Source organism: Kluyvera genomosp. 1, from assembly GCF_001266615.1.
In the GTDB taxonomy this organism is placed as follows: Bacteria; Pseudomonadota; Gammaproteobacteria; order Enterobacterales; family Enterobacteriaceae; genus Kluyvera; species Kluyvera cryocrescens_A.
Genome location: NZ_LGHZ01000047.1, coordinates 43,958 through 56,538 on the forward strand (window position 1 = coordinate 43,958; position 12,581 = coordinate 56,538).

The following is a 12,581-nucleotide window of genomic DNA, read 5'->3' on the forward strand; positions in this document are numbered from 1 at the left end:
GCCGGATGATAACGGGATTGTATTAGCCAGCGACAGCGATACGTTTCATATCGGTCATGTAGCCACGCAGTTTCTTGCCAACCTGCTCGATAGCGTGGCCGCGAATGGCTTCATTCACATCACGCAGCTGCGCGTTGTCCACTGCGCCTTCAGCAATCGCTTTGCCCAAATCGCCCGGCTGAATTTCAGTCATGAACGATTTCAGCAGCGGTACGCAAGCGTAAGAGAACAGGTAGTTACCGTATTCTGCGGTATCGGAGATAACCACGTTCATCTCATAGAGACGCTTACGCGCGATGGTGTTCGCAATCAGCGGCAGCTCGTGCAGTGATTCGTAGTAAGCAGACTCTTCGATGATGCCGGAATCAACCATGGTTTCAAACGCCAGCTCAACGCCTGCTTTCACCATCGCGATCATCAGTACGCCTTTATCGAAGTACTCCTGCTCACCGATTTTACCTTCGAACTGTGCAGCCGTTTCGAACGCGGTTTTACCAGTCTCTTCGCGCCAGCCGAGCAGTTTCTTATCGTCGTTCGCCCAGTCAGCCATCATGCCGGAAGAGAATTCGCCGGAGATGATGTCATCCATGTGCTTCTGGAACAGCGGCGCCATGATCTCTTTCAGCTGTTCGGACAGCGCATAAGCACGCAGCTTCGCCGGGTTAGACAGACGGTCCATCATCAGGGTGATACCGCCCTGTTTCAGCGCTTCGGTGATAGTTTCCCAGCCAAACTGAATCAGTTTTTCTGCGTATGCCGGGTCAGTACCTTCCTGAACCAGTTTGTCGAAGCACAGCAGAGAACCGGCCTGCAGCATGCCGCACAGGATAGTCTGCTCACCCATCAGGTCAGATTTCACTTCTGCTACGAAGGAAGACTCCAGAACGCCCGCGCGGTGACCGCCAGTTGCTGCGGCCCAGGCTTTGGCAATCGCCATACCTTCGCCTTTCGGATCGTTTTCTGGGTGAACCGCGATAAGCGTCGGTACACCGAAACCACGCTTGTATTCTTCACGCACTTCGGTACCAGGGCACTTCGGCGCCACCATCACTACGGTGATATCTTTACGGATTTGCTCACCGACTTCCACGATGTTAAAGCCGTGGGAATAGCCCAGCGCCGCGCCGTCTTTCATCAGGGGCTGTACGGAACGTACAACGTCAGAGTGCTGTTTGTCTGGCGTCAGGTTAACCACCAGGTCAGCCTGAGGAATCAGTTCTTCATAAGTCCCGACTTTGAAACCATTCTCGGTCGCTTTACGCCAGGAAGCGCGTTTTTCAGCGATCGCTTCGTTACGCAGCGCGTAAGCGATGTCCAGACCGGAGTCACGCATGTTCAGACCCTGGTTCAGACCCTGAGCGCCACAGCCGACGATGACCACTTTTTTACCCTGAAGGTAGCTTGCGCCATCGGCGAATTCGTCGCGGCCCATAAAGCGACATTTGCCCAGCTGTGCCAGCTGCTGGCGCAGATTCAGTGTATTAAAGTAGTTAGCCATGATGGTGTACTCCGTGATGTTGTGTGTCTTATTGTTCGGTTCGCTTTTGCGAGAATGGACCCACTATATGACAGGAAATTTATTGCGGAAATTGATATATTCACAACGTCACGTTGCAATTAGTGCAACGTAAAATCGTGGAGTACGATCTGTGGATTTACGCGATCTCAAAACCTTCCTGCATCTGGCGGAAAGCCGCCATTTTGGCCGCAGCGCCCGGGCGATGCACGTCAGCCCCTCCACGCTTTCCCGGCAGATCCAGCGGCTGGAAGAAGACCTCGGCCAACCGCTTTTTGTGCGTGATAACCGCACGGTGACGCTCACCGAAGCGGGTGAAGAGCTGCGCATTTTCGCCCAACAAACGCTACTGCAATATCAGCAATTGCGCCACACACTTGACCAGCAGGGCCCATCGCTGTCGGGTGAGCTACACATTTTCTGTTCCGTTACCGCCGCCTACAGCCATTTGCCGCCGATTCTCGATCGTTTCCGCGCTGAGCATCCGTCGGTGGAAATCAAACTCACCACCGGCGATGCCGCCGATGCAATGGACAAAGTGGTGACCGGGGAGGCCGACCTGGCGATTGCCGGGAAGCCGGAAACGCTACCGGGCGCGGTGGCATTCTCCATGCTGGAGAATCTGGCAGTGGTGCTGATCGCCCCTGCGCTCCCTTGTCCGGTGCGTAATCAGGTGTCGGTTGAGAATCCAGACTGGCCGACGGTGCCATTTATCATGGCCGATCAGGGCCCGGTACGCCGCCGCATTGAGCTATGGTTCCGCCGTCATAAAATCAGCAACCCGTCGATTTACGCCACTGTTGGCGGTCATGAAGCGATGGTGTCAATGGTCGCGCTCGGCTGCGGCGTGGCGCTGCTACCGGAGGTGGTGCTGGAAAACAGTCCCGAACCCGTGCGCAACCGCGTGATGATTCTGGAGCGCAGCGACGAAAAAACGCCGTTTGAACTTGGCGTTTGTGCACAAAAAAAGCGGCTACATGAGCCGCTTGTTGATGCGTTCTGGTCACTATTGCCGAACCACTGATAGTTGTCGGGTGGCAACTTATGCGCATCACCCGCTACTGTTAGCCCGCGAGGAAGAAGCGGAACGCGGGATTGTGGGTTTCGTTGTGGCAGTCGTAGCCCAGTTCATTGAGCCGGGTTTCGAAGTCCGGCTCATTGTCACCTAGCTCAAATGCCGCCAGCACGCGGCCGTAGTCGGTACCGTGGCTGCGATAGTGGAACAGCGAAATATTCCAGTGCGTGCCTAAGGTATGCAGGAATTTCAGCAGCGCCCCCGGGGATTCCGGGAATTCAAAGCTGTACAAACGTTCCTGCAGCGGTTGCGATGGACGCCCACCGACCATATAGCGAACATGCAGCTTCGCCATTTCATCATCGGACAGATCCACCACGCTATAGCCACCTTCGTTGAGCATCTGGAGGATCTCTTTACGCTCTTCCAGGCCACGGCTCAGGCGCACGCCAACAAAGATGCAGGCATTTTTGTCATTGGCGTAGCGGTAGTTAAACTCGGTTACCGAGCGGCCACCCAGCAACTGGCAGAACTTCAGGAAGCTGCCCTTTTCTTCCGGAATGGTCACCGCCAACAGCGCTTCACGCTGTTCCCCTAGCTCGCAGCGTTCGGATACGTAGCGCAGGCCGTGAAAGTTGACGTTAGCACCCGAGAGCACATGCGCCAGACGCTCGCCGTGAATATCATGTTGGGCAATATATTTTTTCATCCCCGCCAGCGCCAAGGCACCAGAAGGTTCAGCCACCGCACGCACATCTTCGAACAGGTCTTTCATCGCCGCGCAGATTGCATCGCTATCGACGGTGATAATGTCGTCGAGATACTCCTGACAGAGACGGAACGTTTCATCACCGATGCGCTTCACCGCAACGCCTTCGGCAAACAGCCCAACGCGCGGTAAATCCACCGGATGACCCGCATCCAGCGCCGCCTTCAGGCAAGCGGAATCTTCGGCTTCAACGGCAATCACTTTGATCTGCGGCATCAGCTGTTTGATCAGCACCGCCACGCCGGCAGCCAGACCGCCACCGCCGACCGGCACAAACACCCGGTCAAGATGTGCGTCCTGCTGCAACAGCTCCAGTGCCAGCGTGCCCTGCCCGGCAATCACCATCGGATGATCGAACGGCGGCACCCAGGTGAAACCCTGCTGCTGTGACAGCTCAATCGCTTTCGCTTTGGCTTCGTCAAAGTTGGCACCATGCAGGAGGACCTCACCGCCGAAACCGCGAACGGCATCGACCTTGATATCCGCAGTGGCGACCGGCATCACGATCAGCGCTTTGACCCCCAGGCGGGAAGCTGAGAAAGCGACGCCCTGCGCATGGTTACCTGCAGAGGCGGTGATCACCCCATGCGACTTCTGCTCAGGAGTTAAGCCAGCCATCATCGCGTAGGCACCGCGCAGCTTGAAGCTGTGCACCGGCTGACGGTCTTCACGCTTGACCAGGACAACGTTGTCGAGGCGTGAAGAGAGCTTGTCCATTTTCTGTAGCGGCGTCACCTGTACCGCTTCGTAGACCGGTGCGCGTAGCACCGCTCTGAGATACTCGGCACCCTCAGGGGTACCGGATAGGGGCTGTGAGTCCGCCATGGTGGTTAACCTCCCAGTTTGGATTTATCGCGCACCGCACCTTTGTCAGCGCTGGTTGCCAGGCTGGCATAGGCGCGAAGGGCAAAGGAAACCTGCCGTTGACGGTCTTTCGGCGTCCAGGCTTTGTCACCGCGCGCTTCTTGCGCTTCACGGCGTGCGGCGATTTCCGCATCGCTCAACTGCAGCTGAATACCACGGTTCGGAATGTCGATAGCAATCATGTCGCCATCTTCGATAATCGCGATGTTGCCACCGCTGGCCGCTTCCGGGGAAACGTGGCCGATAGACAGACCGGAGGTCCCGCCGGAGAAACGACCGTCGGTTACCAGCGCACAGGCTTTGCCCAAGCCCATAGACTTCAGGAAGGTGGTTGGGTAGAGCATTTCCTGCATGCCTGGCCCGCCTTTTGGCCCTTCGTAGCGAATCACCACCACGTCGCCGGCAACCACTTTACCACCGAGAATAGCGTCTACCGCTTCGTCCTGACTTTCATACACTTTGGCCGGGCCGGTGAATTTCAAGATGCTGTCATCTACACCGGCGGTTTTTACGATACAGCCGTTTTCCGCGAAGTTACCGTACAGCACAGCCAGACCACCATCTTTGCTATAGGCATGTTCCAGTGAACGGATACAGCCTTCAGCACGATCGTCATCCAGCGTATCCCAGCGACAGTCCTGCGAGAACGCCTGGGTGGTGCGAATGCCCGCCGGGCCCGCGCGGAACATTTTTTTGACCGCGTCGTCCTGGGTCAGCATCACATCGTAACGGTCCAGCGTTTGCGGCAGCGTCAGCCCCAGCACATTTTTCACATTACGGTTCAGCAGCTCAGCGCGATCCAGTTCGCCTAAAATCCCCAACACGCCACCCGCACGATGGACATCTTCCATATGGTATTTCTGGGTACTTGGCGCCACCTTACACAGCTGCGGCACTTTACGAGACAGCTTGTCGATATCACTCATGGTGAAATCAATTTCTGCTTCCTGCGCGGCAGCCAGCAGGTGCAGAACGGTGTTAGTGGAACCACCCATGGCGATATCCAGAGTCATGGCATTTTCAAACGCCGATTTGTTGGCGATATTACGCGGCAGCGCGCTCACGTCATCCTGCTCGTAGTAGCGTTTGGTCAGCTCAACGATGCGCTTGCCGGCGTTGAGGAACAGCTCTTTACGGTCGGCGTGCGTTGCCAGCAGCGAGCCGTTGCCCGGCTGCGACAGGCCCAGCGCTTCGGTCAGACAGTTCATTGAGTTGGCGGTGAACATACCGGAACAGGAGCCGCAGGTTGGGCAAGCGGAGCGTTCGATTTGCTCACTCTGAGAGTCGGACACTTTTGGATCTGCACCCTGAATCATTGCGTCGACCAGATCGAGCTTAATGATCTTATCGGACAGTTTGGTTTTCCCGGCTTCCATTGGGCCGCCGGAAACAAAAATCACCGGAATATTCAGGCGCAGGGAAGCCATGAGCATCCCCGGGGTGATTTTGTCGCAGTTGGAGATACACACCATCGCGTCGGCGCAGTGGGCGTTAACCATGTATTCGACAGAGTCGGCAATCAGTTCGCGAGATGGCAGTGAGTACAGCATGCCACCGTGGCCCATCGCGATACCATCATCGACAGCAATGGTGTTGAACTCTTTCGCCACGCCGCCGGAGGCTTCGATCTGCTCAGCAACCAGTTTACCAAGGTCGCGCAGGTGAACGTGACCCGGCACGAACTGGGTAAACGAGTTTACGACAGCGATAATCGGTTTGCCGAAGTCATCATCGGTCATCCCGGTGGCGCGCCACAGTGCGCGGGCGCCCGCCATATTGCGGCCGTGGGTGGTGGTGGCGGAACGGTATTTAGGCATGCTTTGTACTCCCAGTCTCTGTCTCGTTAGTGGGACGGTGCGTGCCGCCCCATTTCTATCTTATTGATTAACCTGATCCAACCAGCCCCATTTATCCTCGGTTTCACCGGTGAAGAGGCCAAAGAATGCTTGCTGAATACGTTTGGTGACCGGGCCACAGCGGCCTTCGCCAACCTGAATACCATCAACGCTGCGTACCGGCGTAATTTCGGCGGCAGTACCGGACATAAACACTTCATCCGCCAGGTACAGGGATTCACGGGACAGCACCTGCTCACGCACTTCAATACCAATCTCTTTCGCCAGCTTAATAATCGCATCGCGGGTGATACCCGGCAGCGCGGAAGAGGTAAACGGTGGTGTGAACAGAACGCCATCTTTCACTTCAAACAGGTTTTCGCCGGCCCCTTCGGACAGGTAGCCGTTAACATCCAACGCGATACCTTCCTGATAGCCATGACGGCGCGCTTCGCTGCCAACCAGCAGCGAAGAGAGATAGTTACCGCCCGCCTTCGCAGCAGTTGGGATGGTGTTGGGTGCCGCACGATTCCAGGAAGAGACCATCGCATCGATCCCCTGATCCAGCGCTTCGGCGCCCAGATAAGCCCCCCACGGGAACGCCGCGATGATCACGTCGGTGGTATAGCCTTCAGGTGGGTTCACACCCATGCCAACGTCACCAACGAAGACCAGAGGACGGATATAAGCGCTGGTCAGATTATTTTTACGCAGCACTTCACGGCAGGCTTCCATCAGCTCATCAACGCTTTGAGAGACCGGGAAACGATAGATTTTGGCAGAGTCACGCAGGCGCTGCATGTGCTCGCGGTGGCGGAAAACGACCGGGCCTTTGTGAGAGTCGTAGCAACGGATACCTTCAAATACGGAAGTCCCGTAGTGTAATGCGTGGGACATGACGTGCACTTTCGCCTCTTCCCAACGTACCATCTCTCCGTTGAACCAGATGTAATCCGCTTTTTTCGTCGTCATTTCTCTTCCTATTGCGCTCAGGCGCGAATTTGTTGTTGTGATGTGCTTGTACACTGCTGAACGGCAACCGAGGCCACGTCCACCAGTTTATTCAATTGACTAAACAGTAAGTCGACCGGACGCTGGCTGGCAACGGTCAGTTCAATATTTATATTCTGCGCGTCGCTGGCGGTTTCCATATTCATCGAGCAAATTTGAAAACCACGATGGCGGACCACACGTAAGACGCGTTCTAAGGTTTCCGGGTTGAAGCGGGCCTGCACGTTGACCTGATGTTGCATCATGATAATTTCTCCAGCATTTGTGAGTTGCTGGCGCCAGGCGGCACCAGTGGCCAGACATTCTCAAGTTCGTCAATTGAGACATGAAGCAGGTACGGGCCTTCGCTTGCCAGCATGGTGTCGAGTGCCGCTTCAACCTGGTCTTTACGGGTGATATGTTGGCCTGGGATGCCGAAGGCACTGGCCAACGTGAGGAAATCGGGGTTATCGGTCAGGGTGGTTTCGCTATAACGTTCCTGGAAGAACAGCTGCTGCCATTGTCGAACCATCCCTAACCGCTGGTTGTCGAGTAATACAATCTTCAGCGGTAACTGCTTGCGTTTTACGGTGCCCAACTCCTGAACATTCATCATGAAGGAGCCGTCACCGGAGATACAGATGACCGTATCGTTCGGTCGCGCCACCTGGGCACCTACGGCGGCCGGCAGGCCAAAGCCCATGGTGCCTAAACCGCTGGAGGTGATGAAATTCTCCGGGCGAGTGTAGGTCATGTGTTGAGCCGACCACATTTGATGCTGGCCAACATCGGTTGTCACCACGCTATCCGCTGGCTTTTTGTCAGACAGTTGCTTGAGCAGCAGCGGCGCGTAGATGGCGTCACCCGGGTGATCGTAGCGCCAGCCGTGTTCAGCACGCATCGCCGCGCTATGCTCGCACCAGGTGTCAATCGCCAGCGACTGCTGTAAGGCCGGCAGCAGCGCGTTCAGGTCACCTTGCAGCGCGACATGCACCTGGCGCAGTTTGTTCATTTCTGCGGGGTCGATATCCATATGGATAACTTTGGCATGTGGAGCGAAGGTATTGAGCTTGCCGGTTACGCGGTCATCAAAACGCGCACCCACGGCGATCAGCAGATCGCACTCCTGTACTGCCAGATTGGCCGCTTTGGTACCGTGCATTCCCAGCATACCCAGATAGTACGGATATTCCGCAGGTACCGTCCCTAAACCTTTCAAGGTGCAGGCCGCAGGGATATGGGTCACCGCCATAAACTCACGCAACGCTGGAACCGCCTGCGCCATCCCGACACCACCACCCACATACAGCATCGGCTTTTTCGCCTGCGCCAGCATGTGTTTGGCCTGCGCCATTTCGCTGTGCGGGAAATCGTCATGACTTTCTACGGTCGAGAAATAGGGCTCTAAATCACCCTGAGCAACCTGAATGTCTTTAGGAATATCAACCAGTACCGGGCCTGGACGGCCTGAGTTTGCCACCTTGAATGCTTCCGCCATTACGCGTGGCAGCTCTTCCAGGGATTGCACGAGGAAACTGTGTTTGGTGCAGGCCAGCGACAAACCGAGAACATCCACTTCCTGGAAGGCGTCCGTCCCGATGAAGGGTGCGGCAACCTGACCGGTGATGGCAACAACGGGAACAGAATCGAGCAGCGCATCGGCTAAACCAGTGATCAGGTTGGTTGCACCTGGACCGGATGTGGCAATACAAACACCGGTTCTACCGGTAGCGCGAGCATAACCGATAGCCGCCATTGCTGCGCCCTGCTCGTGTCGACACAGCAGATGCTCTACGCCGCCGTCATACAGAGCGTCGTAAACGGGCATAATGGCACCACCTGGATAGCCAAATACCGTTTCGACTCCCTGCGCTCGCAACGCATGTACCACCCACTGTGCGCCATTCATAGTTAGTTCCCCGCCGCAGATCGTGAGAAACAGAATTTTATGCTAGTACTCATTCTCTGCTCCTCGTTATTGTTTTTAAGTCATAAAAAAACCCCCGGACCTTTCGGTGCGGGGGTCTTAGTTCGTTAAGGCTTGATTTCTAAGCCTTTCCTCGTCCAAGTGCAGCCCCGCACGGTGGGATAATAATCACCACCACGCTAATCACGACCAGGCTAATCACTAGTAGAAGGGCTTTCATTTTTGTTTGTTCTTGCATCTTGTTCGAAGGAATACCTACAGAGTTACCACAGACATCACAAATTACACAAGTTTTTTTTATGACCCCATTGCTTATCATGCTAATGAATTAATTAAAACGATTTGTTTTATATACAAAAATTATGAAATGAAAAAATTTCACCTTTTTGCGTTTAGGTCCAATAACAATTAAAGATTGCAGGAAACAAGTTCATCAAAATGCGATCGTGATTCCTCACTCGATGAAATGTGGTGAAAAGAAGTTAAAAAACGCGAATAAGCAGCGTAAATACGGGAAAAAACCATTAACGCCAAGAACTGATCAGACATAATCCGCCATCCTGGGAGGAATTATGTCGCTATCTGTTGTTTACACGCGCGCTGCGCTGGGGGTGAATGCCCCGCTCATTACCATTGAAGTTCATATCAGTCAGGGTCTACCAGGCCTTATTATGGTTGGGTTACCAGAAACGACCGTCAAAGAGTCGCGGGATCGGGTACGTAGCGCCATCATCAACAGCGGTTATACCTTCCCAGCTAAAAAGATCACCATTAACCTTGCCCCCGCCGACCTCCCCAAAGAAGGGGGGAGATATGATTTGCCTATCGCTATTGCGCTTCTGGCGGCCTCTGAGCAGCTTAACAGCGATAAACTGGGCCAATATGAGTTTGTGGGTGAACTGGCGCTTACGGGCGCACTACGCGGTATTCCTGGGGCGATATCTGCAGCAAGAGAAGCCATTGATGCCGGACGGCAAATTATTGTTGCAGAAGAGAATGCTCCGCTGGTCGGGCTACTGGGTGGTAGCGACTGTCTAGTCGCCAGCCATCTTCTTGAGGTCTGTGCCTTTCTTGAAGGGAAACAGATGCTGCGTCTCCCGCCACCTGAAACGCTCCCGGCCTTTGAGAACAGTGAAGATCTCAGCGACGTTATCGGTCAACAACAAGGTAAGCGGGCGTTAGAAATCGCGGCGACTGGAGGACATAATCTGCTGCTAATTGGCCCTCCCGGCACGGGAAAAACCATGCTTGCCAGTCGATTACGCGGGTTATTACCCCCGCTGAATGATCGCGAAGCGCTGGAAAGTGCCGCAATCATCAGTTTGGGAAATATTGGCGATGTACGAACCCAATGGCGCTGTCGTCCGTTTCGCGCACCACACCACAGCGCATCGCTAGCTGCCATGGTCGGCGGTGGATCAATACCGGCTCCCGGAGAGATTTCACTGGCTCATAATGGCATCTTGTTCCTGGACGAGCTGCCGGAGTTTGAACGCCGGGTTCTGGACGCGCTACGGGAACCTATTGAGTCTGGCAAGATTCACATTTCCCGCACGCGAGCAAAAATTACGTATCCGGCTCGTTTCCAACTCATTGCCGCAATGAATCCTAGCCCAACCGGTCACTATGAAGGACAGCATAATCGCTGCACGCCGGAGCAAACCTTACGCTACCTGAATCGCCTCTCGGGGCCATTCCTTGACCGCTTCGATTTGTCACTGGAGATTCCACTCCCACCGCCAGGCTTGCTTAGCCAACCGGTTCAGCCGGGAGAAAGTAGCCTGATGGTACAAAAACGGGTAATGGCCACTCAGCGCCTTCAGTATGCTCGGCAGGATAAACTTAACACTCACCTGAGTAGTAGCGAGATCAAGCTGCACTGCACGTTACATCATGATGATGCTCTTTGGCTGGAACAGACGTTAATACGGTTGGGACTTTCTATACGGGCCTGGCAACGTCTGTTGAAAGTTTCACGTACGCTAGCGGATATGGAGGGAGCTGAATTTATAGCGAGGCATCATCTGCAGGAAGCGCTAAGTTATCGTGGTATCGACAGAATGCTGCTGCATCTGCAAACTTTGCTGCAATAAAAAAGGGGCCTGAGCCCCTTTTTTATTAATCGTCGCTGTCGGTGTAGTCTTCAGCACCTTCTACCTGTGGCTTGCCACCAGACAGAGTATGGAAGCGCTTTGGACGCTTAATACGCGTCACATACTTGTGCCATACGCGTTCGGCTTCCGTCACCGGCTCACGTTCACCGCGGCATACCGCGAGGAACTGCTGCTCTTCTTCGGTCACAGGCTCGCGCTTACCGAGATCGAGTTCGTTATAGGCAAAGCCGTAACGCTCCAACAGCTGAGCCTCTTTGATGGTGAAATCACCATGCCGAGAGAACCCGCGCGGATAATTTTTATTATCGAAAAAACGATTAGTCGTCGTAAAGCTTTCCGCCATCCTACACGCTCCTAATTCTTTGGCCGAGCTATTTATGGCGCGGAGTATTAGATACGCTTGACAGAGTGTAAAACAAAAGATTTAAATCATTACGACAAAAAAAATTGCGGAGAAAGCTGTGGATACCGAATTGCTGAAAACTTTCCTCGAAGTGAGCAGAACTCGCCACTTTGGGCGGGCCGCGGAAGCGCTCTATCTGACACAATCTGCGGTCAGTTTTCGCATCCGTCAGTTAGAAAACCAGCTCGGAGTAAACCTGTTCACCCGCCATCGTAATAACATCCGCCTCACTGCAGCAGGGGAGAAACTTCTTCCCTATGCCGAAACGTTGATGAGTACCTGGCAGGCGGCACGTAAAGAGGTGGCAAATACCTCACGACACAACGAATTTTCTATCGGTGCCAGCGCCTCGCTGTGGGAGTGTATGCTCAATGAATGGCTTGCCAGGCTTTACCAGGCAGATGATACGCTACAGTTTGAAGCGCGGATTGCCCAGCGACAATCGTTGGTAAAGCAGTTACATGAACGCCAGCTCGACCTACTGATCACCACAGAAACGCCCAAAATGGATGAATTCAGCAGCCAGCTCTTAGGGCATTTCCCGCTCGAGCTTTACTGCGCAATGCCGATGGCGGTCAAATCGGAGCTTAATTACCTTCGCTTAGAATGGGGCGCGGATTTTCAGCAGCATGAAGCTGGGTTAATCGCCGGAGATGATATCCCCCTCTTAACTACCAGCTCTGCCAGTTTGGCTCGCCGCCAGCTTTTACCGCTGAAAGGTTGTACCTGGTTACCTACAGCCTGGGCTCTGGAACAAAATGAACTCTATCCGGTTACCGACGGCTCACCCATCTCACGCCCTTTATACGCAATTTGGCTGCAAAATAGCGACAAACAGGCGCAGATTTACGACATATTGAAAAATAACGTTTTTTAATTTTCGCAGAGAGTTTTGGCCCGGAGGAAATAACTTTGGGCCTTTAGAGAGGCAAATTTTAGACAAAAAAAATCCTTCGCCGAAGCAAAGGATTATATATGGCAGGGGCGGAGAGACTCGAACTCGCGACACCCGGTTTTGGAGACCGGTGCTCTACCAACTGAGCTACGCCCCTAAATCTTTCTTAATTTTTCTTATCATTAAGCCTGCTATTTTAGCAGGCTTAATCTTAAATAAGTGGCGGAACGGACGCTGTCTCTTATACACATCT

At 54.1% G+C, this 12,581-nt stretch carries 11 protein-coding genes and 1 tRNA gene; 3 read left to right on the forward strand and 9 right to left on the reverse strand.

Features of this window, described 5'->3' with window-relative positions; all coding sequences use genetic code 11:
- Positions 1 to 22: 22 nt before the first annotated feature.
- Positions 23 to 1,498 carry a ketol-acid reductoisomerase gene (gene ilvC / locus KP80_RS20745; protein WP_052285536.1) on the reverse strand — a complete coding sequence of 492 codons (1,476 nt, stop codon included), beginning with the start codon at positions 1,496 to 1,498 and terminating at the stop codon, positions 23 to 25.
- 151 nt (positions 1,499 to 1,649) lie between these two features.
- Here ilvC and ilvY point away from each other — a divergent pair, with 151 nt between their 5' ends.
- On the forward strand, positions 1,650 to 2,540 hold the full coding sequence (gene ilvY, locus KP80_RS20750) for an HTH-type transcriptional activator IlvY (protein ID WP_052285537.1): 891 nt from the start codon (positions 1,650 to 1,652) through the stop codon (positions 2,538 to 2,540).
- 40 nt (positions 2,541 to 2,580) lie between these two features.
- Here the strand turns inward: ilvY and ilvA are convergent, their stop codons facing one another.
- The 6 genes from ilvA to ilvL form a co-directional block, all read right to left on the reverse strand.
- The gene (gene ilvA, locus KP80_RS20755) at positions 2,581 to 4,125 is read right to left on the reverse strand and encodes a threonine ammonia-lyase, biosynthetic (protein WP_052285538.1); all 1,545 of its coding nucleotides are present in this window, start codon (positions 4,123 to 4,125) and stop codon (positions 2,581 to 2,583) included.
- Between the two features lie 5 nt (positions 4,126 to 4,130).
- Positions 4,131 to 5,981, reverse strand: a complete 1,851-nt coding sequence (ilvD, locus tag KP80_RS20760; RefSeq protein WP_052285539.1) for a dihydroxy-acid dehydratase — start codon at positions 5,979 to 5,981, stop codon at positions 4,131 to 4,133.
- Positions 5,982 to 6,041: 60 nt separating this feature from the next.
- Positions 6,042 to 6,971, reverse strand: a complete 930-nt coding sequence (gene ilvE, locus KP80_RS20765; protein WP_052285540.1) for a branched-chain-amino-acid transaminase — start codon at positions 6,969 to 6,971, stop codon at positions 6,042 to 6,044.
- Positions 6,972 to 6,988: 17 nt separating this feature from the next.
- Complete coding sequence (ilvM, locus tag KP80_RS20770) at positions 6,989 to 7,255, reverse strand: acetolactate synthase 2 small subunit (protein WP_052285541.1); 267 nt, start codon at positions 7,253 to 7,255, stop codon at positions 6,989 to 6,991.
- Positions 7,252 to 8,898, reverse strand: coding sequence for an acetolactate synthase 2 catalytic subunit (ilvG, locus tag KP80_RS20775; protein ID WP_052285542.1), 1,647 nt, complete (start codon positions 8,896 to 8,898; stop codon positions 7,252 to 7,254). Before ilvG ends, ilvM begins: the two co-directional genes overlap by 4 nt.
- 139 nt (positions 8,899 to 9,037) lie before the next feature.
- Positions 9,038 to 9,136, reverse strand: coding sequence for an ilv operon leader peptide (ilvL, locus tag KP80_RS22735; RefSeq protein ID WP_072129181.1), 99 nt, complete (start codon positions 9,134 to 9,136; stop codon positions 9,038 to 9,040).
- Between the two features lie 352 nt (positions 9,137 to 9,488).
- Between ilvL and KP80_RS20780 the strand changes: the two genes are divergently transcribed.
- On the forward strand, positions 9,489 to 11,009 hold the full coding sequence (locus KP80_RS20780; RefSeq protein ID WP_052285543.1) for a YifB family Mg chelatase-like AAA ATPase: 1,521 nt from the start codon (positions 9,489 to 9,491) through the stop codon (positions 11,007 to 11,009).
- 25 nt (positions 11,010 to 11,034) lie between these two features.
- Here the strand turns inward: KP80_RS20780 and KP80_RS20785 are convergent, their stop codons facing one another.
- A complete protein-coding gene (locus KP80_RS20785; protein WP_052285544.1) occupies positions 11,035 to 11,373 on the reverse strand; it encodes a DUF413 domain-containing protein in 339 nt (112 codons plus the stop codon).
- A gap of 118 nt (positions 11,374 to 11,491) precedes the next feature.
- Here KP80_RS20785 and hdfR point away from each other — a divergent pair, with 118 nt between their 5' ends.
- Positions 11,492 to 12,310 (forward strand): HTH-type transcriptional regulator HdfR, encoded by an 819-nt coding sequence (hdfR, locus tag KP80_RS20790; RefSeq protein WP_052285545.1) that lies wholly within the window; start codon positions 11,492 to 11,494, stop codon positions 12,308 to 12,310.
- A gap of 99 nt (positions 12,311 to 12,409) precedes the next feature.
- Here the strand turns inward: hdfR and KP80_RS20795 are convergent.
- Positions 12,410 to 12,485, reverse strand: a tRNA-Trp gene (locus KP80_RS20795).
- Positions 12,486 to 12,581 lie beyond the last annotated feature (96 nt).